Source organism: Streptomyces sp. HNM0645 (assembly GCF_030056615.1).
In the GTDB taxonomy this organism is placed as follows: domain Bacteria; phylum Actinomycetota; class Actinomycetes; order Streptomycetales; family Streptomycetaceae; genus Streptomyces; species Streptomyces marianii.
This window is the reverse complement of the sequence record NZ_JASHLT010000007.1, coordinates 141,531-165,585: the sequence shown is the minus strand read 5'-3', so window position 1 is coordinate 165,585 and position 24,055 is coordinate 141,531. Positions and strand designations below refer to the sequence as shown.

General features: G+C 74.0%; 19 protein-coding genes. 5 read left to right on the top strand and 14 right to left on the bottom strand.

The annotated features are described in order from the left end of the window. Positions 1–3 precede the first annotated feature (3 nt). Positions 4–147 carry a hypothetical protein gene (locus QMZ92_RS06670; protein ID WP_283296271.1) on the top strand — a complete coding sequence of 48 codons (144 nt, stop codon included), beginning with the start codon at positions 4–6 and terminating at the stop codon, positions 145–147. A 97-nt stretch (positions 148–244) separates the two neighbouring features. Here QMZ92_RS06670 and QMZ92_RS06665 read toward each other — a convergent pair whose 3' ends face one another. The 3 genes from QMZ92_RS06665 to QMZ92_RS06655 form a co-directional block, all read right to left on the bottom strand. After that, on the bottom strand, positions 245–1,276 hold the full coding sequence (locus QMZ92_RS06665; protein WP_283296270.1) for an XRE family transcriptional regulator: 1,032 nt from the start codon (positions 1,274–1,276) through the stop codon (positions 245–247). Positions 1,277–1,654: 378 nt separating this feature from the next. Next, entirely contained in the window at positions 1,655–2,488 is an 834-nt protein-coding gene (locus tag QMZ92_RS06660; RefSeq protein ID WP_283296269.1) for a DUF3017 domain-containing protein, read from the bottom strand. Between the two features lie 5 nt (positions 2,489–2,493). Beyond that, positions 2,494–3,351, bottom strand: coding sequence for a bifunctional methylenetetrahydrofolate dehydrogenase/methenyltetrahydrofolate cyclohydrolase (locus QMZ92_RS06655; protein ID WP_283296268.1), 858 nt, complete (start codon positions 3,349–3,351; stop codon positions 2,494–2,496). Positions 3,352–3,711: 360 nt separating this feature from the next. Between QMZ92_RS06655 and QMZ92_RS06650 the strand changes: the two genes are divergently transcribed. Next, a complete protein-coding gene (locus tag QMZ92_RS06650) occupies positions 3,712–4,290 on the top strand; it encodes a hypothetical protein (protein WP_283296267.1) in 579 nt (192 codons plus the stop codon). A gap of 147 nt (positions 4,291–4,437) precedes the next feature. Here the strand turns inward: QMZ92_RS06650 and purH are convergent, their stop codons facing one another. Further along, entirely contained in the window at positions 4,438–6,018 is a 1,581-nt protein-coding gene (purH, locus tag QMZ92_RS06645) for a bifunctional phosphoribosylaminoimidazolecarboxamide formyltransferase/IMP cyclohydrolase (RefSeq protein ID WP_283296266.1), read from the bottom strand. Continuing rightward, positions 6,005–6,622, bottom strand: a complete 618-nt coding sequence (gene purN / locus QMZ92_RS06640) for a phosphoribosylglycinamide formyltransferase (RefSeq protein ID WP_283296265.1) — start codon at positions 6,620–6,622, stop codon at positions 6,005–6,007. Before purN ends, purH begins: the two co-directional genes overlap by 14 nt. Before the next feature lie 226 nt (positions 6,623–6,848). Between purN and QMZ92_RS06635 the strand changes: the two genes are divergently transcribed. After that, a complete protein-coding gene (locus QMZ92_RS06635; RefSeq protein ID WP_283296264.1) occupies positions 6,849–7,688 on the top strand; it encodes a hypothetical protein in 840 nt (279 codons plus the stop codon). 912 nt (positions 7,689–8,600) lie between these two features. On the opposite strand, the gene QMZ92_RS06630 is transcribed toward QMZ92_RS06635, so the two are convergent. Beyond that, positions 8,601–10,667, bottom strand: a complete 2,067-nt coding sequence (locus tag QMZ92_RS06630) for a cell division protein PerM (protein ID WP_283296263.1) — start codon at positions 10,665–10,667, stop codon at positions 8,601–8,603. A gap of 116 nt (positions 10,668–10,783) precedes the next feature. On the opposite strand from QMZ92_RS06630, the gene QMZ92_RS06625 reads away from it, so the two are divergent. Then, positions 10,784–12,373, top strand: coding sequence for a sigma factor-like helix-turn-helix DNA-binding protein (locus tag QMZ92_RS06625; RefSeq protein WP_283296262.1), 1,590 nt, complete (start codon positions 10,784–10,786; stop codon positions 12,371–12,373). Positions 12,374–12,485: 112 nt separating this feature from the next. Here QMZ92_RS06625 and sucD read toward each other — a convergent pair whose 3' ends face one another. The 8 genes from sucD to QMZ92_RS06585 all read right to left on the bottom strand — a co-directional run bounded on the left by sucD (position 12,486) and on the right by QMZ92_RS06585 (position 22,570). Beyond that, positions 12,486–13,370 carry a succinate--CoA ligase subunit alpha gene (gene sucD, locus QMZ92_RS06620; protein WP_283296261.1) on the bottom strand — a complete coding sequence of 295 codons (885 nt, stop codon included), beginning with the start codon at positions 13,368–13,370 and terminating at the stop codon, positions 12,486–12,488. A gap of 20 nt (positions 13,371–13,390) precedes the next feature. Then, positions 13,391–14,566: an ADP-forming succinate--CoA ligase subunit beta gene (gene sucC / locus QMZ92_RS06615; protein WP_283296260.1), complete on the bottom strand. Its 1,176-nt coding sequence runs from the start codon at positions 14,564–14,566 to the stop codon at positions 13,391–13,393. A 657-nt stretch (positions 14,567–15,223) separates the two neighbouring features. Then, positions 15,224–16,177: a hypothetical protein gene (locus QMZ92_RS06610; RefSeq protein ID WP_283296259.1), complete on the bottom strand. Its 954-nt coding sequence runs from the start codon at positions 16,175–16,177 to the stop codon at positions 15,224–15,226. 88 nt (positions 16,178–16,265) lie between these two features. Next, positions 16,266–17,141: a hypothetical protein gene (locus QMZ92_RS06605; RefSeq protein ID WP_283296258.1), complete on the bottom strand. Its 876-nt coding sequence runs from the start codon at positions 17,139–17,141 to the stop codon at positions 16,266–16,268. Between the two features lie 212 nt (positions 17,142–17,353). Further along, positions 17,354–18,544 (bottom strand): VWA domain-containing protein, encoded by a 1,191-nt coding sequence (locus QMZ92_RS06600; protein ID WP_283296257.1) that lies wholly within the window; start codon positions 18,542–18,544, stop codon positions 17,354–17,356. After that, positions 18,541–20,928 (bottom strand): DUF5682 family protein, encoded by a 2,388-nt coding sequence (locus QMZ92_RS06595; RefSeq protein ID WP_502962002.1) that lies wholly within the window; start codon positions 20,926–20,928, stop codon positions 18,541–18,543. Before QMZ92_RS06595 ends, QMZ92_RS06600 begins: the two co-directional genes overlap by 4 nt. After that, positions 20,925–22,037, bottom strand: a complete 1,113-nt coding sequence (locus QMZ92_RS06590; protein WP_283296256.1) for an ATP-binding protein — start codon at positions 22,035–22,037, stop codon at positions 20,925–20,927. Before QMZ92_RS06590 ends, QMZ92_RS06595 begins: the two co-directional genes overlap by 4 nt. 110 nt (positions 22,038–22,147) lie before the next feature. Further along, positions 22,148–22,570 (bottom strand): MmpS family transport accessory protein, encoded by a 423-nt coding sequence (locus QMZ92_RS06585; protein WP_283296255.1) that lies wholly within the window; start codon positions 22,568–22,570, stop codon positions 22,148–22,150. Positions 22,571–22,701: 131 nt separating this feature from the next. On the opposite strand from QMZ92_RS06585, the gene QMZ92_RS06580 reads away from it, so the two are divergent. After that, positions 22,702–24,045 (top strand): SWIM zinc finger family protein, encoded by a 1,344-nt coding sequence (locus tag QMZ92_RS06580; protein WP_283296254.1) that lies wholly within the window; start codon positions 22,702–22,704, stop codon positions 24,043–24,045. Positions 24,046–24,055 lie beyond the last annotated feature (10 nt).

Here is a 24,055-nt window from a genome sequence, read left to right as displayed (position 1 = left end):
TCCGTGCCCCAGGTGCTGGACATCTCCACCGTAGTGATCGGCACCGCCGCGATCGACGCGATCGGCGTGATCGGCGTGATCGACGCATGCGGCGCCGGGGTGGGACCGGTCCGCGCCGATTGGCACCGACGGCACCGATCGCGGTGATCGATCTCTCGACGTGAAGAGATATCCAGCGGTCAGGCTATCCGACCCGGGCCACCCGGAACCCCCGGACCCTTGTGGTGCGGCTCACTGGAGCGGGCTACTGCTCCGCCGTGCAGCCCTCCGTGCCGGTCGTCAGCGTGGCGCACGCCTTCGCCTCGGACTCCGCGGCCACGGCGACCATCGGGGTGTAGGCGTCCTTGTCCGCGTTGACGAGTCCGTCCTCGCTTTCCCCGCCGGCGCTTATCCGCACCTTGTCGCCCGGTGTGGCCTGGGTGATCCGAGCCCAGGCGGCGCCGCAGGTCCTGCTGTAGCGCACCTCGACGACGGCGGTGCCGACGGTCGCCCGGGAAGCGGTCGTGGCGAACTGTCCGCCGCACCCCATGTTCTCGGGGTCCTGACCCGTGCAGTCGGCGCCGGCGCACTTCACGCCCGCGGGCAGCTCCGGCGCCTGCGTCGTCGGGGCCGCTGAGGGCGACTTGGCCACGTCGCCGCCCGGCTCGTCACCGCCACCGCCGAGGTCGGCCAGCAGCACCGCTGCCGCGATCACCAGCAGCGCACCGACGAGCCCGGCCACGAACACCGTCGTACCGCGCCGTCCCCTCCCCCGGCCCCGACCGCCCGGCGAGGCGGAGGCACCGGAATACGAGGACCCCGACGGTTTCCCGGCCCGTCCCGGCCCGCTGCCGGGCTGGGCGGGCACGTGAGGCCGGTCGCGCGGACCGTCACCGTCGGGCGCTGCGGTGGTCAATCCGCCGGCGCGGCCGCCCGGGGCCGCCGGCCCGTTCGGTCCGGACTCGCCCAGCGCGGCCCGCGCCTGGGATATCCGGATGGCCTCCATCGTCATGTCGTGGCGCATCTCGGCACGGCTCCAGGCGCGCTCGGCCAGCTCCCACATGGTCGTGAGGTGTACCGGATTGGTGCCGGTCACCTCGGCGAGCGCGACGATCGCGCGCTTGGGCGCGAGCAGCCGTCCGTTGAGAAAGCGCTCCCACGACGTCTTGCTGTAGCCGGTCCGGTCAGCGACCGCTGCGATGCTCAGCCCGCTGCGGTCGACGAGCCTGCGCAGTTGGCTCGCGAACTCCCGTACCTGCGGATCGAGTTCTTCCGGTAGCGCCTTCCAACGAGGCATTGCCTCCCCCTTGTCCCCCGAGTACGTGCCTGATGTGCCCCGCGCAGTGGTGCCCCCGCCACGCCTCCGGGTCCTCGTCGCGTGGACTACCCGGAGGGATGCGCGAAGCCAGGATGACAGTTCCTGGCGCCGGGGCGCACGGGGGCGTTCGGGACGATGCCGTACCCCGCGTGCGCCGCCGTTCCGAAAGCCGGCCTCAGTCTCGCATCCGTTGCCGACGATCACACCATGGCGGAACGGTCACTTCCGTGCCACAGGCTCCCGTGTTCCCTTGTGGCTGTTTGGCGCGTGCATGACCCTGGACCAGGCGACGGCGCCCGTCCTCCTCGGGGGAGGGGACGGCCGCCCTCGCCCGCGGGGCCGGGCCGACGGGGCCCACTACCGCACGGTGAAGCGGACCGCTTCCTCCAGGAACGGGATCTCCAGCCACGGCTGCGGCTGGACCATCAGGGCGAGCAGCACGATGACGGTGCCGAGGAGCCCGTACGTGACCATGTCGGTGAAGCGCGAGCGCACCGCCAGCATGCCCACGGACGGCAGCACCCGGCGCAGTACCGTGCCGGTCAGCAGCGCGACTCCGACGAGCATCGTGCCAACCCTGAACGCCTGCTCGAACGGGTCCGTGCCGACGATCAGCAGACCGAGCGCCGCGAGCCCGAGGACCGTCAGCAGCGGCCACTGACGCGCGGGCGCCGGAGCGTCACCGGGGGCGGCGCGTCCGCCGCCCTCCGGACGTGCGGTGTCCCGGGTGACGGCGGGCGGGCGACGCGACCTGCTCGTGGCCCGCTCGCCCGCGCCGGCCGGGTCCTCCGCCGGCTCCCGACGGGTGTCCTTCGACGGCCCTTCCCCGGTGGCAGCGGCCCCGCCACCGGTCGCCGTCCGGTCCGCGCGGTCGGCGACGCCGGTCACGCCGTTCGCGGAACCGTTCGGCGCGGCGCGGTCCGCGGCAGGGGCGGAGCCGTCCGGTGCACCGCGGTCACGCCGGAAGGCGCCCTCGCCGTTCGGCGGTGCGGGCTCGCCCGCCGCTTCGGGCCGGGTGCCGTTCGAGCCGGGTGCCGACCGGTCCGCACGCTCGGCGCCGTTCGCCGGCGGGGCCGTACCGGGCGTGCCCGGGGCACCCGCCGGCTCGTCCCGCGGGCCGCGGGACGAGCCGTCCGCGCGAGCCGGCCGGCGGCCGGCCGCGGAGTCCGCGTGGTTGTCCGGGGTGTCCATGGATCTCAGACCGCGGCTGCGAGCTCGGCCGCCTCGACGACGTTGACGAGGAGCATGGCGCGGGTCATCGGGCCGACACCGCCCGGGTTCGGCGAGAGCCAGCCGGCGACCCGCGCCACGTCCGGGTGGACGTCTCCGACGATCTTCCCGTTGCCGTCGCGGCTGACGCCGACGTCCAGCACGGCGGCGCCCGGCTTGACGTCCTCGGGACGGACCAGGTGGGCCGAGCCCGCGGCGGCCACGATGATGTCGGCCTGCCGCAGATGCGAGGAGAGGTCCCGTGTACCGGTGTGGCACTGGGTGACCGTGGAGTTCTCGGAGCGGCGGGTCAGCATCAGCGGCAGGGAACGCCCGATGGTGGTGCCGCGGCCCACGACGACGACGTGCGCGCCCTTCAGCTCCACCTCGTACCGGCGCAGCAGCCGGATCACGCCGTTCGGCGTGCACGGCAGCGGGGCGGGCTCGTTCAGCACCAGACGGCCCAGGTTCATCGGGTGCAGGCCGTCCGCGTCCTTCGACGGGTCGATCAGCTCCAGCACCCGGTTCTCGTCGATGCCCTTCGGGAGGGGCAGCTGCACGATGTAACCGGTGCACTCCGGGTTCTCGTTCAGCTCGCGGACGACCGCCTCGATCTCCTCCTGCGTGGCGGTCTCCGGCAGTTCGCGCTGGATGGAGGCGATGCCCACCTCCGCACAGTCACGGTGCTTGCCGGCCACGTACTTGCGGCTGCCGACGTCGTCACCGACCAGGACGGTCCCGAGGCCGGGCGTGGACCCCTTGGCCTTGAGCGCCGCCACGCGGGCGGCCAGTTCGGACTTGATCTCGGCCGCGGTGGCCTTGCCATCGAGAATCTGGGCGGTCATACCCCCATCCTCGCGGATGACCCCGCCCCGGTTCCAATCAGGTTCCGCTCGGGCCGCCGTGCTCCGCTCCGCCGTCCCCGCTCCGGAGGAGTTCGCACCGGAGGAGTTCGCGCCGGAGGAGTTCGCGCCGGCCATCCCCGGAATCCTCCCGGCATACCGCCGCACGGTTCGCTGAGCGGTACACGAGGTTGCACTTGCACAACACATCGGCATATCGACTGGACAAGAAGTCGACGGTAATACGACGATGAGCCGCGCAGTACCGCGGGCAGTGTCGGGGGGCAGACCGCTTAGTCAGATGTGACGTTCCTCCGTCAGGACCGCGTCGTCCCCGCAGAACCCCGACGGAGGAAACCCGCCATGAGCTTCGGCGACCCGAACAACCCGTACGGCCAGCAGCAGGGCCAGCCGGGCTACGGCTACCCGCAGGGCCAGCAGCAGCCCCAGCCCGGTTACGGCTACCCCCAGGCCCCGCCCGTCCAGCCCTACGGTGGCGGTCATCCCGGCGCCCCCTTGTCCATGCCCGGCCTGATGCAGACCGCCCGCGTCCTGCTCTTCATCGTCGCCGGTCTGCAGATCATCGTCGGCATCGTCGCCGCCTTCGCGATCGCCGCGGCCCAGGACGTGGCCGACTCCGTGGGAGCGGGCGAGCAGACCGGCCCGCTCGCCGGTCTCGGGTTCGTCGTCGTCCTGATCCTCCTGGCCTTCGCGGCCTGGGCGATCGTCCTGGGTGTCAAGTTCGCCAAGGGCGGCAACGGTGTGCGGGTGACGACCATCGTCTACGCCTCCCTCTTCATCCTGGGCAGCCTCACCAACTTCGCGGGCGGCGAGACGAGCTCCGCGGTCGGCGGCGTCATCGGTCTGGCGATCGGCGGCATCATCCTCGCCGCGATGGTCAACAGCAGCGCCTCCGCGTGGTTCAACCGCCCGCGCTACTGATCCCCCTCCGGCCCGGAGGACCGAACCGGTCCGTCCCGGGCGACCGGGCTGCACGCACGAAGGCCGTAACCCCCGCCGATGAGCGGGCGTTACGGCCTTCGGTCTGTCATGTCTGCGGCAGGCGAGACGGTGCGTCGCCGGGACCCCTCAGTGGAAGAAGTGACGCGTGCCCGTGAAGTACATCGTCACACCGGCCTTGCGCGCCGCCTCGACGACCTGCTCGTCACGGACCGAACCGCCAGGCTGGACGACGGCCTTGACACCGGCGCCCGTCAGGATCTCCAGTCCGTCGGGGAACGGGAAGAACGCGTCGGAGGCGGCGTAGGCCCCGGCCGCCCGCTCCTCGCCCGCACGCTCGACGGCGAGCTTCGCGGAGTCGACCCGGTTGACCTGGCCCATGCCGACGCCCACGCTCGCCCCGTCCTTGGCGAGGAGGATCGCGTTGGACTTCACCGCGCGGCAGGCCCGCCAGGCGAAGGCGAGTTCGGCGAGCTCGTCCGCGGACAGCGCCTCGCCCGTGGCCAGGGTCCAGCCGGCCGGGTCGTCGCCGTCGGCCTGGAGCCGGTCGGTGACCTGGAGCAGCGCGCCCCCGTCGATCGGCTTGACCTCCACCGGCGCTGACGGGGCGTCGGGACAGCGCAGCACGCGGATGTTCTTCTTGCGGGCCAGCACCTCGACGGCGCCGTCCTCGTAGTCCGGGGCCACGATGACCTCGGTGAAGATGTCGGCGACCTGCTCGGCCATCGCCACCGACACCGGGCGGTTGACCGCGATCACCCCGCCGAACGCGGACAGCGGGTCGCAGGCGTGGGCCTTGCGGTGAGCCTCGGCGACGTCCGCGCCGATCGCGATGCCGCACGGGTTGGCGTGCTTGATGATGGCCACGCACGGCTCGGCGTGGTCGTACGCGGCACGGCGGGCGGCCTCCGTGTCCGTGTAGTTGTTGAACGACATCTCCTTGCCGTGCAGTTGCTCGGCCTGGGCGAGCCCGCCGCCCTCCTCGGTGACGTACAGCGCGGCGTTCTGATGCGGGTTCTCGCCGTAGCGCAGGACGTTGGAGCGCCGGTACGTGGCGCCGAGGAAGTCGGGGAAAGCGCCCGTGGCGGAACTGCCGTCGGACGCGGCGTCGGCCGGGGCGTACGACGAGGCGAACCAGGACGCGACGGCCACGTCGTAGGCGGCCGTGTGCTGGAACGCCTCGGCGGCCAGGCGCTTGCGTGCGGCGAGGTCGAAGCCGCCGGAGGCGGCCGCGGTGAGCACGTCGGGGTAGCGCGCCGGGCTGGTGACGATCGCGACCGAGGGGTGGTTCTTGGCTGCGGCGCGGACCATCGACGGGCCGCCGATGTCGATCTGTTCGACGCACTCGTCGGGGCTCGCTCCCGAGGCGACGGTCTCCCGGAACGGGTACAGGTTGACGACCACCAGGTCGAACGGCTCCACGCCGAGCTCCGCGAGCTGCTCGCGGTGCGCGTCGAGGCGGAGGTCGGCGAGGATTCCGGCGTGCACGCGAGGGTGCAGCGTCTTGACGCGGCCGTCCAGGCACTCCGGGAAGCCGGTCAGCTCCTCGACCTTGGTCACCGGGACCCCGGCCGCGGCGATCCTCCCCGCGGTGGAACCGGTGGAGACGAGCTCGACGCCAGCCTCGTGGAGCCCCCGGGCGAGCTCCTCCAGCCCCGTCTTGTCGTAGACACTGATCAACGCGCGACGGATGGGCTTATTCACCGACATGAACCTTTCGTCCCTCAATGCGGTAGCCGTTGCGGGCCAGACGCCCCACGACCTCGACGAGCAGCTGGCGCTCGACTTCCTTGATGCGCTCGTGCAGAGCGGCTTCGTCGTCCTCGTTGCGGACCTCGACCACGCCCTGGGCGATGATCGGCCCCGTGTCGACGCCGTCGTCGACGAAGTGGACGGTGCACCCGGTGACCTTCACCCCGTAGGCGAGCGCGTCGCGCACACCGTGGGCACCGGGAAAGCTGGGCAGCAGAGCGGGGTGCGTGTTCACGAACCGGCCGCCGAACCGGGCGAGGAAGTCCTTGCCGACGATCTTCATGAAGCCGGCCGAGACGACGAGATCGGGCTCGTACGCGGCCGCGGCCCCGGTCAGCGCGCGGTCCCACTCCTCACGGGTCGCATGGTCCTTGACCCTGCACACGAAGGTGGGAATCCCGGCCGCGCGGGCCCGCTCGAGGCCGGCGATGCCGTCCCGGTCCGCGCCCACGGCCACGATCCGGGCACCGAAGCCCTCGGGATCGTCGCCGATGGCGTCGAGCAGCGCCTGGAAGTTGGTGCCGGATCCGGAGACCAGGACGACGAGGCGGGCGGCAGCCACAGGGACTCTTTTCGCGTTGTGGTTCGTATTTGTATGGTCGTACGAATGAAAAGAGTCCGGCGATAGGGGAACTCTACGAAGCCGTCGACCGTCAGCAACGATACCGGCACACCGAGCGGCCCCCGCGGGACGGGGGCTGGGCCGGGAGGTAGCGTCTGGGGGGCAGGGCCCGTCCCAGACGGAGTACCCGCGTACCGAGGTACAAGAGGGGAAGACGTTCACCACCATGCCGGACCGACGCCGCCGCACGGCACTCCGCCTCCCGCTCGCCGCCGAGCGGGGCTCCCTGCTGCTGCGGGACCGCCAGTCCACGGAGCCCACGGAGTCGCCCAAGGACGAGAGCAATCCGTTCGCGCCTCCGCCGGAGGGCTCGCCGGACCGGCCGTGGCAGCCGCGGCACGGGTCGGGGGACGACTCCTCGGGTGGGGACGGGCACGGCCCTGGTGACGAGGGCGAACCGGAGGACGGGCGTACGCCCTGGGGCAGCCAGTGGAGCAGCCGCCAGCCGGGCCGTTCCCCGGGCGGCTTCGGAGGCCGGCCGGGCAACCAGGGCGGAGGCGGCGGCCAGGGTGGAGGGGGCGGCCAGGGTGGAGGGGGCGGCCCGGAAGGCGGCCCCGGCCAGGGCACCGGCCTGCGCTGGGATCCGACGGACCCGGTCCAGCGCCGCGCCCGGTACGCGCTGCTCGGCGGTATGTGGGCCTTCTTCTTCGCCCTGTTCGACTTCCCCGAGATCGCCCTTCTTCTCGGGGCCCTGGCGATCTACTGGGGCGGCAGCTCGCTCCGCTCCAAGTCCCGCCGCACGACGCCGGGTGACGCGTCGGCCGCGACGGCCCCGGCCTCCCGGGCGCCCGGGCAGCCGGCGGGCCGACCGCAGGTCACGGCCGCGGTGAGCGGACTGGTGATGGCCGGGATCGCACTCACGATCGTGGCGATGACGTTCACGATGCAGCTGGTGTACCGCGACTTCTACACATGCGTTGCGGACTCGCTGACGAAGGCCGGCCAGATCTCCTGCAACGAGCGCCTTCCGGAACCGCTGCGCGGCGTCATCGGCGTCAAGGAGTAGCCGCCCGCGGGCGAGGCGGCAGCCGACTCGGAGCCGAGCGCGAGGGGCGCGAGCGGCGGTCCTCCCGGACTGGTGCGTACCCGCTTTGCCAGCTCGTGCGTCGCGGCCGCGGCAGCGGCCACGGGTTCGCCGGACGGCGTCACACGGCCGCCCGCACGGGACGCGCGGACGACCTTCGCTCCGTACCCGCAGCCGCGGGGCGGCGGCACCCTCCGAGGCCCCCGGCTCGGCAGACGGATCCGACGGCGCCGAACCATCGGACCCGCGCGTCCCCCCACTACCGGGGAGACCCGGCCGACCGCCGGACACCCGTCACGTGGCGGCGGCACCCTCCGAGGCCCCCGGCTCGGCAGACGCATCCGACGGCGCCGAACCATCGGACCCGCGCGTCCCCCCACTACCGGGGAGACCCGGCCGACCGCCGGACACCCGTCACGTGGCGGCGGCACCCTCCGAGGCCCCCGGCTCGGCAGACGCATCCGACGGCGCCGAACCATCGGACCCGCGCGTCCCCCCACTACCGGGGAGACCCGGCCGACCGCCGGACACCCGTCACGTGGCGGCGGCACCCTCCGAGGCCCCCGGCTCGGCAGACGCATCCGACGGCGCCGAACCATCGGACCCGCGCGTCCCCCCACTACCGGGGAGACCCGGCCGACCGCCGGACACCCGTCACGTGGCGGCGGCACCCTCCGAGGCCCCCGGCTCGGCAGACGGATCCGACGGCGCCGAACCATCGGACCCGCGCGTCCCCCCACTACCGGGGAGACCCGGCCGACCGCCGGACACCCGTCACGTGGCGGCCGCACCCTCCGAGGCCCCCGGCTCGGCAGACGCATCCGACGGCGCCGAACCAGCGGACCCGCGCGTCCCCCCACTACCGGGGAGACCCGGCCGGCCGCCGGACACCCGTCACGTGGCGGCCGCACCCTCCGAGGCCCCCGGCTCGGCAGACGGATCCGCCGGCGCCGAACCATCGGACCCGCGCGTCCCCCCACTACCGGGGAGACCCGGCCAGCTACCGAGTCCGCTGCCGCCGACGGGACCCACGGGACCGGGTGCGGGCGGACCTCCGGCTCCCGGCCCGCCGTCCGGGGCGGGTACGGCTCCGGACGGCGGGCCCGCACCGGGGCTCGGGGCGGGCGCGCCCGGCACTGGCCCGGGGTCGGGAGCCGGCGGCCCCGGTGTGGAACCGCGTGCGGCCGGCGAGGAACCGGCGGTGGATGCGGCCGGCGAGGAACCGGGAGCCGGCGGCCCCGGCGCGCGGGCGGCGGGCGCGGGGCCCGGCATCGCCAGGACGGGCGGCAGTTCGTCCCAGACGCCGCCGTTGATCCCGGGGCCTCCGACGGACATCGCGGGCCAGGCAAGCGGGCCCGTCCGGGCACCCGGAGGCGCCTTCGTCGGCGGTCCGGCCTCGTCCGCCGCGCCGGACGGACCCGTCCCCCCGGGCGAGGCATCGGCTCCGGACACGGCCCGCGCCCCGGGCCCGGCTCCGGGCACGGACGGCCCGTCGGACTTCCGTGGCGCCGCGGATGCCGGCGGAGTCGGCCCGGCCGGGGACGCCGGCGCGCCGGGGGACGGGAACGGGAACGCCGCCATCAGCCCGCCCGACGCCTGCTTGATGGCCCGCCAGCGAGGGACCCTCAGCCGACGGTCGGCGTCGCGGAAGCGCCAGGCGCGGAGGGCAAGGGCGACGGGCACACCCACGGCGGCCGTCCAGAGGAACGCGGCCGGGCCCGCGAGCCACCAGACGGGACCGAAGGAGGCCAGGGCACCCGTGCCGAGCGCCCCGCCGGCAGCCGCCGACAGGCCGGCCATGAGAGCCCCGCACACGGCCGCCGCCAGCACCGCGGTGAGCGCGGTCTCGCCGCGGCTCACCGGTACCCGCCCGGCGGCTGCGCCGGCGTCGGCGCCTGGGGTGCTGCCGCCGGTGACGGAAGCGCCCGCGCCCCGGGCCTCCGCCTCCGGGGACTCGGCCGTCGGTGCAGTGCACCAGGCCACCGTCAGCCCCGCCGCGACCGGCACCACCGTCGCGGCCAGGCCCAGCGGCATGCCCGCCCTGTCGAGCGGTACCGCGGCGAGCAGGGGAAAGGGCGGCAGCGCCGGCGTACCCGCGAGCCCCAGCGGTGTCGCCGCCGCGCCCGTACCGAGCACGAAACCCGGGCCCAGTCCGTAGGCAGCCGCCCAGACCGCGGCGTTCGGCATCAGCGCCAGCACGAGCAGCAGCAGCGCGAATCTGCCCTGCCAGTCGTGGGCCAGCCGCACGAACGCCTCCTGTGCCGCACCCGCGTGCACCACCAGCGAGGCGCCGACGACCAGGGCTCCGCCGCCGACCAGCACCACGACCGTGCGGCCCGCGGCCCGGAACGCCACGATCACCCACGAGCGGGCCAGCGCGATCCGAGCGGCTTCCGGGACCCAGCGGGGCAGCGGCCCGAGCGGGCACCCGTACGCCGTCCAGACGCCGGCCGCAGCCGTGATCACAACCAGCGCGGGTACGTGCAGCAGCGCGCTGAGCGGTTCCGCGGCGAGTTCACCGCTCCGGGAGTAGAGCACCGCGCCGACCGCCACCACCAGATATCCGCTGCTCACGCCGAGGACCGCCGCGGACGCGGACGGCTGCCGCCCGCGCTCCGCCGTCTCGACGGCATCGCGGGCGGCCCGGTACACCAGGAACACCGGCAGTGCCGTGAGCAGCAGCGGGACGAGGCCCACCGGGGCCGGCACCTCGGAGAGCGTCTCGGATCTGATCAGCTCGGTCCCGTGGGCGAGAAGCCACATGCCGGCGGCGGCGTGGAGCGCTCCGTCGGGTCCGCTGTCCGGGTACGGGGAGCTGATCCACATCACCGTCACCAGCGCGGCGAGTGCGCCGAGCCCGAGGCCCGCGGCGATCGCCCCGCGCATCAGGGGCATCGCGGGCGCGGACCGGCCGCCCTGCACGGCCACGCGCGTGGCGCCGCGATCGGTCGTCTGGGTCACGCGGCCATGCTGCCAACGACACGCGCTTTATCCGCGTAACAGGAGATTGCTCGCTGTGTCGCTAAAAATACGCTTATGTACTTTCCGGACCAGTACGCCCTCCCGGAGAGGTCTTCATGACGAAGAGCACCTCGGACAGCACCGAAGCGGCCGCGCCTCCGTTGCCCTCACCCAGGGAACGCCGCAGGCTGCGCGAGGGCAAGGCGCTGTCCGAGGAGCAGCTCGCGGAGGCCCTGGGCGTCACCAGAGCGACGATCAGGTCCTGGGAGACGGGCCGCAGCGACCCTCGCGGCCGCAAGCGCGAGGCGTACGCCAAACTGCTCGCCATCTACGAGGCCGAGCTCTCGGCTCGCGAGTCCACGCCCGGGGACGAGGGCGGGGCCCGGCCGTCCGACGGGGCGGATCGGAGGGACGGGGCGGATCGGAGGGACGGGGCGGATCGGAGGGACGAGCAGCGGTCCGGCAACCCTTCGTCCGCACCGGATCGCCGGCCCGGCGAAGGCCGGCCCACCGGACGGAAGGAACCGTCCGGGAACGCCCCTGCCGGGCCAGACACCCCGGGCACCACCTCCGGGGACGCCACCGCCGCAAGCCCCGCCACCCGCACCTCCGGCGATCCCGCCGCCGAATACCCGGCCGGGGCCCCCGCCACCGGGTCCCGGAAGGCGCCCGCCGTCCGGCCCGGGAACGCCGCACCACCCCCTCCCCTCGAACCCCCGCGCCCCTACCCCGCGACGGCCCCGGCCCAGGCCCCGGTCGAGCGCACCGAAGCCCCGGCGGCGGCCCGGCACGCGGCCGCCGCCGGACCGGCGGGCCCGATGGAGGCCGCGGCCGGCGGCCGTCCCGCAGAACCCTGCGCGCGTCCGCCCGCCCGGGACGGGGCCGCGCTCACCGCTGAGCAGGCGTTCGACGAGCTGTACGCCCGCGCCGCCCCCGGTCTCGCCCGCCAGACGCTGCTGCTCACCGGTCGGCAGTCGCTCTCGCGGGAGGCCGTCGAACGTGCCTTCCACCTGGCGTGGCAGCGCTGGCCCGAGGTCGCCGTGGACCGGGACCCCGCGGGCTGGGTGCGGGCGGCGGCGTACGAGTACGCCATGTCGCCCTGGCACCGCCTGCGCCGCGCCCACCGCCGCCACGACCCGGTCTCGTCGGCCCGCCCCGCCTCGGTCGCGTACCCCGGCGGGCGCACGCTCCGCGAGGCGGTGCTCGGGCTGCCGCCGTCGTACCGCCGCGCGCTGCTCCTGTACGACGGTCTGGGCCTCGACCTCCCCGAAACGGCCGCCGAGACCGAGGCGAGCACACCCGCCGCCGCGAACCGGCTGCTGCACGCCCGCGCGGCAATCGCCGAGCAGATCCCCGAGCTGGCCGAACCCGAGGCGCTCCAGCACGAGCTGAGCGATCTGGTGGCGAACCTCTCCACACCCCGGATCGCCTCGGCCCGCGACGTGCGCGGCGGCAGCGAGCGCCGTGCCGAGCTCTGGACGCGCGCCGCGATCGGACTGACCGTCCTGATCCTCGGTGCCGCCGCCGTGACCATGGCCGTCACCGAGGACCACTACGAGCCGCCGCAGGCGCCCGGCGAGCGGGTCGGCGGGGTGCCTCCGCAGAGCGGCCCGGAGCCGTGGTCGAAGGAGGACTACCGCCTCCGCGTCCAGCTCCACTCCCACCCCGGCGCCGGGCCGGCGCGCCTCGTCCCCCTGGCCCGCTGATCCCCGCCGCACGCGCCCGGGAACGTGACTGGGCCCGCACCCCGGAAGTCCGGGGTGCGGGCCCAGTCGCATGCCGGTCCGCAGCGGCGGCCGTCGTGGCCGCGACAGGGGATCAGCCGAGCAGGATCTCCCTCGCCAGCTCGGCGGTCTCGGTCGGCGTCTTGCCGACCTTCACGCCCGCGGCCTCCAGGGCCTCCTTCTTGGCCTGTGCGGTGCCGGAGGAGCCGGAGACGATCGCGCCGGCGTGGCCCATGGTCTTGCCCTCGGGCGCGGTGAAGCCGGCGACGTAACCGACCACCGGCTTGGTGACGTTGGCCTTGATGAAGTCGGCCGCACGCTCCTCGGCGTCGCCGCCGATCTCGCCGATCATCACGATCAGGTCGGTGTCCGGGTCCGCCTGGAAGGCGGCCAGGGCGTCGATGTGGGTGGTGCCGATGATCGGGTCGCCGCCGATGCCGACGCAGGAGCTGAAGCCGATGTCGCGCAGCTCGTACATCATCTGGTAGGTCAGCGTGCCGGACTTGGACACGAGACCGATGCGGCCGGGCTTGGTGATGTCGGCCGGGATGATGCCGGCGTTCGACTGGCCGGGAGTGATCAGACCGGGGCAGTTCGGGCCGATGATCCGGGTCTTGTTGCCCTTGGCACCGGCGTACGCCCAGAACTGCGCGGTGTCGTGGACCGCGACGCCCTCGGTGATCACGACGGCGAGACCGATCTCGGCGTCGATCGCCTCGATGACCGCGTCCTTGGTGAACTTCTCCGGCACGAAGATGACGGTGACGTCGGCGCCGGTCTTCTCGACGGCCTCCTTGACCGATCCGAAGACCGGGATCTCGGAGCCGTCGAAGTCGACGGTCGTGCCCGCCTTGCGCGGGTTCACGCCACCGACGACGTTCGTGCCGGAGGCCAGCATGCGCCTGGTGTGCTTCTGACCCTCGGAGCCGGTCATGCCCTGGACGATGACCTTGGATTCCTTGGTGAGGAAGATAGCCATGGTGTGGTGTCCCTCGTCCCTTACTTCGCAGCCAGCTCGGCGGCCTTGTCGGCCGCGCCGTCCATGGTGTCCACACGCTCGACGAGCGGGTGGTTGCGGTCCGCGAGGATCTGGCGACCCAGCTCCGCGTTGTTGCCGTCGAGGCGCACGACCAGCGGCTTCGTCACGGCCTCGCCCTTGGCCTCGAGGAGCTCCAGGGCCTGCACGATGCCGTTGGCGACCGCGTCGCACGCGGTGATGCCGCCGAAGACGTTGACGAAGACGGACTTGACGTCCGGGTCGCCGAGAATGATCTCCAGGCCGTTCGCCATGACCTCGGCGGAGGCACCGCCGCCGATGTCGAGGAAGTTGGCGGGCTTGACGCCGTTGTGCTTCTCACCGGCGTACGCGACGACGTCCAGGGTCGACATGACCAGACCCGCGCCGTTGCCGATGATGCCGACCTCGCCGTCGAGCTTGACGTAGTTGAGGCCCTTGGCCTTGGCGGCGGCCTCGAGCGGGTTGGCCGACGCCTTGTCCTCGAGCGCCTCGTGCTCCGGCTGGCGGAACTCGGCGTTGGCGTCCAGCGACACCTTGCCGTCCAGGGCGATGACACGGCCGTCGGCGACCTTGGCGAGCGGGTTCACCTCGACGAGGAGGGCGTCCTCCGCGACGAAGGTCTTCCACAGGGTCACCAGGATCTCGGCGACCTGCTCGGCCACCTCGGCCGGGAACCGGGCGGCCTCGACGATCTCGCGGGCCTTCTCGGCGGTGACGCCCTCGTTGGCGTCGACCGGGATCTTGGCGAGCTTCTCGGGGGTCGTCGCGGCGACCTCCTCGATGTCCATGCCGCCCGCGACCGAGGCCATGGCCAGGAAGGTGCGGTTGGTGCGGTCGAGGAGGTAGGAGACGTAGTACTCCTCGGCGATCTCGGGAGCCGTCTCGGCGATCATCACCTTGTGGACCGTGTGGCCCTTGATGTCCATGCCGAGGATGTCCGTCGCGCGGGCGACGGCCTCGTCCGGCGTGGCTGCCAGCTTGACGCCGCCGGCCTTGCCGCGGCCGCCGACCTTCACCTGCGCCTTGACGACCGAACGGCCGCCCAGTCGCTCGGTCGCCTCGCGCGCCGCCTCAGGCGTGTCGATGACTTCACCGGCCAGCACCGGTACACCGTGCTTGGCGAAGAGGTCCCTCGCCTGGTACTCGAACAGGTCCACGCGCGTCCGTCCCTTTGCTTCTAATCGTCGCAGTAGTGATTCGCGGTTCGTTGTCTGCGTGGGCGTGCCGCGAAGGGCAACGTGACTGCGCAGTCACTGGGGAGGCGTACACGGTGTCCGGGCACGCGGCATGTCCGTCTCGCAGGTTATCCCCGTGAGCCGTGGCTCCCTAAATCGCAGATCACAACCGAGCGGTGATACCGGTCACAGATCGCGCGCGCCGCGGGACCCCCGGTTACGGGACGGCCACGCGCCGGGCACGGTCCGGGCACCGAGCGCTCACGACCCCCGCGGAGCGTACGGGCACGGCGCTCGATGATGCCCACGGACGCGGCGGCAGACCCGCTTCCGCCCGGTCGCGCGCCGTGCGCTGTTCGAGCGCGTCCTCGTCGGGCCGCCGGGGCATTCCCCTGCCATGGCCGTGGTCCGGGCCGCCCTCGACCGCTCGGTTCGGCTTGTGGTGTGTCATGGGTGGGCCCTCCTTCCGGCGCGCACCCGGGCGTTCGTGCGTACGCGTGCGCCCGATGAGCCGCTCCTTCTCATCCTGCGCGCCTGCCGTCCCCGTCCCCGCGTCCGCACCCGGACACGGGGACGGGGACGGGGACGGGCGGCCCCCACCCCAATGGGGACCGCCCGCCGAAGCACGTGACCCGCCGGTCACCGGTGGACTTCGCCGTTCAGAAGCCCTGCGTCGCGTAGCGGCCGAGGGAGTCGACATATCCCGGGGTGATCGTGTCCGCCGCGCCCTGCGCACCGGCGGCGGCGTTGCCGGCGACCGGGGAAGCGGCGACCGTGCCGTACACGTCCTGCGTGAACGGCCGGACCCCGGACGCCACGCCGCCGGCGAACGGCGTCACGTCGCCCAAGACGCCGTTCGCCGGCGCTGCCGCCGACCCCGTGGGTGACCGGCTGGACGTGGTCCACGACGGTCCCGACGAGCGGCTGAACGGATCCGACGACGCCCCCGGCGAAGGGCTGGACCTCTCCGGCAACGTCGCCCGCGAAGGGCTGGACCGCGGAGAGCACGCCGTCGGCGAAGGGCGCGACATCGCCGGCGACGCCCGTGGCCAGCCCGCCGGCGTCTCCGACCGCCTGGCCGGCCACCGGAAGCACACCGTCGACCGCGCGGCCGGCGATGGGGGGCAGGACGTCCTGCGCCGCCTCCTCGGCGACGGGGGTGGCATGGGCGACCGCGTCCCGGACGTGGCCCTGGACGGTGGCCGGGGCCCGGTCCACCAGCTCCGGCGCGAAGGAGGACAGCGGGCCGAAGAGGTAGTCGATCTCGTCGCCGGCTTCGGCCACCTCGCTCCCGGCGTACTGACGGGCCTGGTCCGCGGTGGTGCGGACCGGGGCCTGGGCGCCCTCCCGCACGACGTCCTCCGCCTGTCCGGCGGTGGCGGCGGTGGCCCCCGCGGCCTTGGCCTTGCCTGCGGCGGCGGCCGGTGCCTCGGCGACCTCGGCGGCCGTGTCCTCGACGGAGTCCGTGGCCTTGTCGGCGGTGGAGAGGGAGAGCGAGGGGAGTTCGTCGGCGGACGCGGTGGCGGTGCCGACGGCCCACATGCCCGCGGCGCCGGCGGCGACGGCTATGGAGCGGCGGATGTTCTTGTTCATGATCGGGAAAGTCCTTCGGGTTCCGAGGGATAGGGCAGACCTGCTCCGCCCCCGCGCGGCAGGTCAAGGGCAGGGGGATCGGCCTGCCCTATCCGGGGAACTCGGGAATCTCGCGCCGGCGGTCGGGCACACCGGAAGCGGCCTCGGGCTGCCCGGAACCGGGCAGGAGCGTGGACGCCGGTGCGTCCTGGAACCAGGCTGCGGGCTGGTCACCGGGGCGGGGCGGGTGGCTGTCGCCGGCGGTCTGCAGCACGGCGGCGCCGTGCGGCGCGGCCGGGGAACGGCCCGGGTACCGCGGGAACGGGACGTCGCCGGGGCCGCCTGCCAGGATCGGCGAACGGTCGTCGCGGGCGGCGTCGGCGAGCGCACGGGCGTCATGGAAGGGCCCGAACTGCCGGAGGCCCACGGGACCCGAGCAGCGCGCGGTGGCGGCGGACCGCTCGGTTCCGGGCGTTTCCGCCAGGGTGACGCCGGGCCGGGGACCGGCCGGGAATCCGGTCTGAGGGCCGTACTGCACACCGCCACCGGTCAGGTCGAGTCCGGGGACGGGCCGGGGGCCCGCGCCGGGCAATCCGGGCGCCGGGGCGGGCAACGGCCGTGCGGCCGTGCCTTCCACGACCTCGCCGACCACGTCGCCGACGGACTCCGTCGCCTCGGTGACCGCATCGTCAGCGGGCTGCGCGACGGGCCGGACGACCTGCTCCACCACGGGCTCGGCGACCGGCCGCACCACGTCGCGCTCGGTGCGCTCGGTGCGCTCGGTGACCAGACGCAGCGTCCCGTTCACCGCTTCCCCGGCAACCGACCGGGTGTCGTCGTTCAGTTGGCGCACCGGACCGGCGGAGCCTGCCGACGGCACCCCTGCGGGCACCCCGGGCCGCTCCACCGCGTGAGCCTGGCCACCGAGGACGAACCCCAGCACCACGAGCCCGCCGAGGAGGAGCAACGCCTTTGCGGCGCGCACCGCATGACGCCCGGCCGCGCGGCGCGCGGGGCGCCCGGCGGCAGGGGTCTCAGCAGCGGTGGCAGTCGAAATGGGGCGAGCCCTCCCAGTTGCGGAACATGCCCCTCCGGGGCGACGGTGACGATGCTCGCACGAGGCTCCCGGGGTTACGCAAGTCCCTTGTTACCGATGAGTCGCCTTGTCCGGTATGCACGGTGACCTGGTGTCCGCTCTCATATGCCGGCCGGCACCGGCAGCGGCCGCTTCTCGATCGCGGCCGCCATGACCTCGGGGAAGAGGTCGGGCGTGCACGCGAACGCCGGGGCGCCCAGGGCCGCCAGAGCCGCCGCGTGGTCATGGTCGTACGCGGGCGCTCCCTCGTCGGAGAGGGCGAGCAGGGCGACGAACTGCACCCCCGACGCCTTCATCGACGCCACCCGCTTCAGCATCTCGTCTCGGATACCGCCCTCGTAGAGATCGCTGATCAGCACGACGACGGTGTCGGCGGGTCGGGTTATCTGCGACTGGCAGTACGCCAGCGCGCGGTTGATGTCCGTACCGCCGCCGAGCCGGGTGCCGAACAGGACGTCCACCGGGTCGTCCAGCCGGTCCGTCAGGTCGACGACCGCGGTGTCGAAGACGACGAGCCGGGTCTCGATCGACCGCATCGAGGCCAGCACCGCGCCGAACACCGCGGCGTGGACGACGGACGCCGCCATCGACCCGGACTGGTCGATGCACAGGACGACGTCCTTCTTCAGCGACCTCGATGCACGGCCGTGGCCGATGAGCCGCTCGGGCACCACCGTGCCGTGCTCGGGCAGGTAGTTCGCGAGGTTCGCCCGGATCGTGCGGTCCCAGTCGATGTCCCGGTACCGCGGCCGGCTGGTGCGCGCACTGCGGTCGAGCGCGCCCGTGAGGGTCGCGCGGGTGCACGTCGCCAGCCGCTTCTCCAGGTCCTCGACGACCTTCCGGACGACCATGCGGGCGGTCTCCTTGGTCGTCTCCGGCATCGCCTTGTCGAGCGACAGGAGCGTGCCGGCGAGATGGACGTCCGCCTCGACGGCCTCCAGCATCTCCGGCTCCAGCAGCAGCGTGGACAGTCCGAGCCGGTCGATGGCGTCCCGCTGCATGACCTGGACCACGGAACTCGGGAAGTACGTACGGATGTCTCCGAGCCAGCGTGCGACGGACGGCGCGGAGCCCTCCAGTCCGGCCGAACGCCTGCCGGCGCGCCGCTCCTTGCCGTCGCCGGCTCCGTAGAGCGCGGACAACGCGTCGTCCATGGCCGCGTCCGTGCCCGTCAGAGCGCGGCCCGTGCCGTCCGCCGGTCCCCCGCCGAGCACCAGCCGCCAGCGTCGCAGCCTCTCGTCGGACGCCCTCCCCGCCACCGCGGAGTCCGCCGCCGCGTCCGGCGCGCTCATACCCGCTCCCCCTCCAGAATCAGCCGCAGCACGGGCAGCACCGCGTCGGCGCGTCGCTCGTCGGTACCGGCCCCGAACCCCGGCACCCCGGTCTCCGCGCGCACCGGCCCCCCGGCGGTCCGACCCCGCCGCGCCAGCTCGCCGAGGGTGCGGCGCACACCCGGCTCGTAGGCCGAGAACGTGCGGCGCAGCAGCGGGAGAACGTCCGTGAAGGCGTCGGCCGCGACCGACGTCAGCCAGGCGTCGACGAGGCCGAGGAGGCGCTCGTCGTGGACGAGGAGCATCCCGCCCCCCGACGCACCGCCGGCGAAGCCCTCGATCCAGGCGGCCGCGTCGGCGGGCGCGGTACCCCGCGACAGGGCGAGACCCATCAACCGTGCCGCCTCCCCTTCGGCGAGACGGCCGTCGTCCAGCAGCAGCCGGGCCGCACGCCCCCGTATCAGCCCGGGCACGGTGTCCCGCAGGGCGAGCCTGCGCAGCACGTCCGCCCACCGGCCGCCCAGCTCCCGGGACTGCGGAAGCAGTCCGATCGCGGAGTGCACTGCGTCGAGTCGGACGCGCAACCCGGCCGCGGCGTCGGCGTCGAGTCCGGCGCACGCGGGCGGCAGCACGACGCAGATGCGCTCGGCGAGTCCGGCCGCCACCTCGCCGAGTGCGGCGGTGTCCGTCGCACGCACGTCCCCGTACCGCAGCGAGCGGGCGAGCGCCGGCAGTGCGTCCGCGAGACGGCCCACGTCCGCGTCGAGCGCGGCCCGGTCCGCGAGTGCCCTCATCACCACCGGCAGCACGTCGGGGAGTTCGGCGAGAAGGCAGCGCTCGGCGAGGGACGTGACCTCGGCCAGCGCCGTCGTCGAGACGGCCTCCGACTCGGCCTTGGCGGTGGCCGCGGAGAGCACCGTGGTGCCCCAGACGCCCGCCTCCGCGACCCTGACGTACGTTTCGGGTTCCCAGCGCAGCCGCCAGGTCTCGCGAAAGGTGCCGGTCGAACCGCGGCCCGCCTCCGGGCGTCCCCAACCCACGCCGAGGAGCCGCAGCCGGTGCAGCAGCCGGCTGCGCGCCGCGTCGTTGGCCTTGCGGAGATCGAGCTCCAGCTCCCGCTCGGCCGGTTCCGGTCTGAGCCGCAGACCGCGCTGGAGGCGGGCCAGGTCGCGCTGCAGCGGCACCGCGGGCGCGGTGTCCGGGACCTCGCCGAGGACGTCCCCGACGACCAGCCTGTCCCGGACCAGGGCCAGGGGCACGTCCGAGCCGTCGCACATCACGGCCCGGACCGCGTCGGTCGTCTCGCCCAGTCCCGCCCGCGGACGGTCGCGCACGGCCGCGAGCGTCCCGGCGAGCCGGACCGCCTCGATGACATGGGCGGAGGACACCATCCGGCCCTCCTCCCTGAGCAGCCCGGCCACCTTGGTCATCCAGCGTTCGACAGGCCGGTCCGGGGCGCCGAAGAGGTGGGCGTACCAGCCGGGCGATTCGACGCCCGCGCCGTATCCTCCCCCGGAGCCTCGCCCGGGGGGCGCCCCCAGGCGGGCGAGCCTGCGGTGGGTCCAGGGCACCCAGGTCGTCTCGGTCCTGACCCTCGGCAGGCCCTTCAGGAGGGCGCGGTCCGCGGTGGCGGTCGACCGGGCCGTCAGCGCCGGCGCGTGCCAGGCACCGCAGACGACGGCCACCTCGTCCCCGAACTCCTTGCGCGCCGCCCGCAGCTGGATCCGCATATGGGCCTCGCGGAGGAGGTCGCGGGGGTGCCCCCCGTGTCCGTACCGTTCACGGAGGGCGGCCATGGCCTCGCCGATGGCGGCGAACGGCGCGAGAACGCCGTCCGCCGGACCCGCGCGGTCCTTCGGGTCCGGCTCGCCGCGGTGCTCGACGACGTCCTCCCACCAGCGCTCCGGGTCGTCGTACCCGGCGGCTTCGGCGAGCGCTCCGATCGGGTCGACACGGAGGGTCGGCTCCTCGCCGGCCACGACGTCCTCCTCGTCGCCCCACGAGGGGTCGGCGGCCGCGGCCAGGGAGTACGCGGCGGGCAGGTCGATGAACCGCACGGTCACGTCGTGCGCCAGCGCCCAGCGGATCGCCACCCACTCAGGGGAGAACTCGGCGAACGGCCAGAACGCGGCGCGTCCCGGATCGTCCACGGCGTGGGCGAGGAGGGCCACGGGCGGCACCATGGCCTCGTCGGCCGCGAGCGGCAGCAACGCGTCCCCTTCCGGAGGTCCTTCGATCAGCACGGCTCGCGGCTCCGCCGCGTCCAGCGCGGCCAGCACCGCCCTGGCGGACCCCGGGCCGTGGTGCCGCACGCCGAGCACCATCGGCCCCGCGCAGGGCCGCAGCCGGTCCGGGCGACGGGAGTCCGCGGCCGCCCGGGGCGGGTGCGCCGTCGGCGTCGTCATGCGCTCACCTCTCGGCATGCTCGGTAGAAGTCCTTCCAGCCGTCCCGCTCGCGGACGACCGTCTCCAGGTACTCCTGCCAGACCGTCCGGTCCGCCGCCGGGTCGCGGACGACGGCCCCGAGGATCCCGGCGGCCACGTCGCCGGGCCGCAGCACTCCGTCGCCGAAGTGTGCGGCGAGGGCCAGCCCGTTGGTGACGACGGAGATCGCCTCCGCGGTGGAGAGCGTCCCCGAGGGGGACTTGAGCTTGGTGCGCCCGTCCGACGTGACGCCCTGCCGCAGTTCGCGAAAGACCGTGACGACCCGGCGGATCTCGTCGACGCCCTCGGGCGCCGCCGGCAGATCCAGCGAACGACCCATCTGGTCCACGCGGCGGGACACGATGTCGACCTCCGCCTCGGCGGTCGCGGGCAGCGGCAGGACCACGGTGTTGAACCGGCGGCGCAGCGCGCTCGACAGGTCGTTGACGCCGCGGTCGCGGTCGTTGGCGGTGGCGACGAGGTTGAACCCGCGGACCGCCTGAACCTCCTCCCCCAGCTCCGGGATCGGGAGGGTCTTCTCCGACAGCATCGTGATGAGCGTGTCCTGCACGTCCGCGGGGATGCGGGTGAGCTCCTCGACCCGCGCGGTCATGCCGTCGGCCATCGCCCGCATCACCGGGCTGGGCACGAGGGCGTCGCGGCTCGGGCCGTGGGCGAGCAGCCGGGCGTAGTTCCACCCGTACCGGACCGCCTCCTCCGGAGTGCCGGCCGTGCCCTGCACCAGCAGCGTGGAGTCCCCGCTCACCGCCGCGGCCAGGTGCTCGGACACCCAGGTCTTGGCCGTGCCGGGCACACCGAGGAGGAGCAGCGCCCGGTCGGTGGCGAGCGTCGTGACGGCGACCTCGACGATCCGGCGCGGGCCCACGTACTTCGGGGTGATCACCGTGCCGTCGGACAGCGTGCCGCCGAGCAGATAGGTGGCCACGGCCCACGGCGAGAGCCGCCAGCGGGCCGGACGCGGCCGGTCGTCCGCTGCGGCCAGTGCCGCGAGCTCGCCGGCGAACGCGGCCTCGGCGTGCGGGCGCAGGGCCGGGGCGCCGGACTCCGCGGTGGTTTCGGGCACGGTCATGGATCCCCCTCCAGATCGTTCGACCGGGTGTGGGACCCACCGTGCACCACACCACTGACAACGGCCCGTTTCCGCAGCCGGAGGCCGAAGTCAACGGCTTGTGAGCGGTGTTACCGGGCGATCGGCGAGACCGCGACACAGCCGCCGGCGGTCGCGATCCCCTCGCCCTTCGACTCCTTGATGACCTCGCCCTTGTACGTGATGGAGCAGGTGACCTCCGCGCCCGCGGCGTCCACCGCGACCGGCATGACGGCGGGCGGCATGACGCCCTTCAGCGTCACGGTCTTCTTCCACGGAAGCTCGGGCTTCCGCACGGTCTCGATCTCGGGCTCCATCGCCGTGCCACCGTCGGCGTGGTAGTCGATCGAGTCGACGCCCTTACCCGTGACCTCGTACGTGACCTGGTACGTCTCGCTCACCGCCTTGTCGACCTGGTCGACGGCCTTGTCCGCGGCCCCGGAACAGGCGGTGAGGCCGACGGCGAGGCCGGCTGCGGCGAGTGCGCACACGGCGGTACGGACGCTTCTGTTCATGCGGATCCCCCCTGGATCGTCGGTTGGCGATCCGCAGCGAATCGCAAGGAGCAGACAAGGTCAAGTCGTCGCCGACGCGGTGAACCACCAGGTCACAACGACTGTCAGTGCCGCCCCCTAGCGTCGTCCCCATGAATCAGCAGGGGGAGCGCTGGACGGCGGAACAGGTGCTGGCCCTGGCTCCTGACGCCACATCACGCAAGGCGGGCGGCGAACTCGGCGCGGCCGCAGCGTGGTCCGGTACGGGCAGCAGCGGCACCGGTGCCGTCTGGGGGCTGTGCGAGGGCGGCGGCGGCAAGCCCTACCAGACGGTCGTGGACACGACCGGCCCGGCGTACAAGTGCAGTTGCCCGAGCCGGAAGTACCCGTGCAAGCACGCGCTGGGGCTGCTGCTGCTCTGGGCCGGCGGCGCGGAAGCCGTCGGGGACGTCGAGGTACCGGGCTGGGCCGGCGAGTGGCTCGCGGACCGCCGCGGGCGGGCGGCGGCGGAGCGCGGTGCCGCGGAGGACCGGCCCGCGAGGCCAGCCGACCCGGAGGCCGCCAGACGCAGGGCGGAGCGCAGGGCTGCCCGGATCACCGCCGGCGCGACCGAGCTGGAGCAGCGGCTCGCGGACCTGCTGCGGGGCGGACTGGCCTCCGCGGAGCGGCCCGGGTACGGCCTGTGGGAGGAGACCGCCGCCCGCATGGTCGACGCCCAGGCCCCCGGGCTGGCCGCGCGAGTCAGGGAACTGGGTGCCATACCCGGTTCCGGTCGGGGTTGGCCGGTGCGGTTGCTGGAGGAGGCCGCGCTGGTGCACCTCCTCGACCGCGCATGGCTCGAGATGGACCGGCTTCCGGAGTCGCTCGCCGCCACCGTGCGCGCCCGGGTCGGTCTGACCGCGCCCGCCGAGGGCCCCGCGGTCCGGGACGACTGGCTGGTCCTCGCGCAGTACGACTCCGCGGACGCCAGACTGACCACCCGCCGGGTCTGGCTGCACGGCCGGGAGACGGGCCGCACGGCCCTGCTCCTCTCCTTCGGCGCGGCCGGGCGGGCACCGCAGCTCGCCCTGCCCCCGGGGCTCGTGATCGACGCCGAGATCGTGCCGCACGGAGGCGCGGGACAGCTGCGGGCCGAACTGCGCGAGCGGTTCGGTACCCCGATGCCCGTCAAGGCACCGCCACCGGGTGGCTCCGCGGCGGACGCGCTCGCCGCGTACGGGCAGGCGCTGCGCGACGACCCCTGGCTGGACTCGTGGCCGGTCACTCTGAAGGACGTCGTGCCGGTGCCCTCGGACGACGGCTGGCAACTGGCCGACGCCGCAGGGCCGCAGGCACTGCCGCTCACACCGGCAGCACGTTCCCGGCCCGGGTCGTGGAGGCTCGTCGCGCTCTCCGGCGGCGGCCCGGTCACGGTCTTCGGCGAGTGCGGCCACCGCGGCTTCACACCGCTGGCCGCCTGGTCCGGCGACAGCCCCGAGACGGTCACCCTCACCTGAAACGCCCCCG

Excerpts from the sequence above, each read along its gene's own strand:
- QMZ92_RS06665 (WP_283296270.1), bottom strand. The coding sequence starts at position 1,276 with ATGCCTCGTTGGAAGGCGCTACCGGAAGAACTCGATCCGCAGGTACGG.
- QMZ92_RS06660 (WP_283296269.1), bottom strand. The coding sequence starts at position 2,488 with ATGGACACCCCGGACAACCACGCGGACTCCGCGGCCGGCCGCCGGCCG.
- QMZ92_RS06655 (WP_283296268.1), bottom strand. The coding sequence starts at position 3,351 with ATGACCGCCCAGATTCTCGATGGCAAGGCCACCGCGGCCGAGATCAAG.
- QMZ92_RS06650 (WP_283296267.1), top strand. The coding sequence starts at position 3,712 with ATGAGCTTCGGCGACCCGAACAACCCGTACGGCCAGCAGCAGGGCCAG.
- purH (WP_283296266.1), bottom strand. The coding sequence starts at position 6,018 with ATGTCGGTGAATAAGCCCATCCGTCGCGCGTTGATCAGTGTCTACGAC.
- QMZ92_RS06635 (WP_283296264.1), top strand. The coding sequence starts at position 6,849 with ATGCCGGACCGACGCCGCCGCACGGCACTCCGCCTCCCGCTCGCCGCC.
- QMZ92_RS06625 (WP_283296262.1), top strand. The coding sequence starts at position 10,784 with ATGACGAAGAGCACCTCGGACAGCACCGAAGCGGCCGCGCCTCCGTTG.
- sucD (WP_283296261.1), bottom strand. The coding sequence starts at position 13,370 with ATGGCTATCTTCCTCACCAAGGAATCCAAGGTCATCGTCCAGGGCATG.
- QMZ92_RS06610 (WP_283296259.1), bottom strand. The coding sequence starts at position 16,177 with ATGAACAAGAACATCCGCCGCTCCATAGCCGTCGCCGCCGGCGCCGCG.
- QMZ92_RS06600 (WP_283296257.1), bottom strand. The coding sequence starts at position 18,544 with ATGAGCGCGCCGGACGCGGCGGCGGACTCCGCGGTGGCGGGGAGGGCG.
- QMZ92_RS06595 (WP_502962002.1), bottom strand. The coding sequence starts at position 20,928 with ATGACGACGCCGACGGCGCACCCGCCCCGGGCGGCCGCGGACTCCCGT.
- QMZ92_RS06590 (WP_283296256.1), bottom strand. The coding sequence starts at position 22,037 with ATGACCGTGCCCGAAACCACCGCGGAGTCCGGCGCCCCGGCCCTGCGC.
- QMZ92_RS06585 (WP_283296255.1), bottom strand. The coding sequence starts at position 22,570 with ATGAACAGAAGCGTCCGTACCGCCGTGTGCGCACTCGCCGCAGCCGGC.
- QMZ92_RS06580 (WP_283296254.1), top strand. The coding sequence starts at position 22,702 with ATGAATCAGCAGGGGGAGCGCTGGACGGCGGAACAGGTGCTGGCCCTG.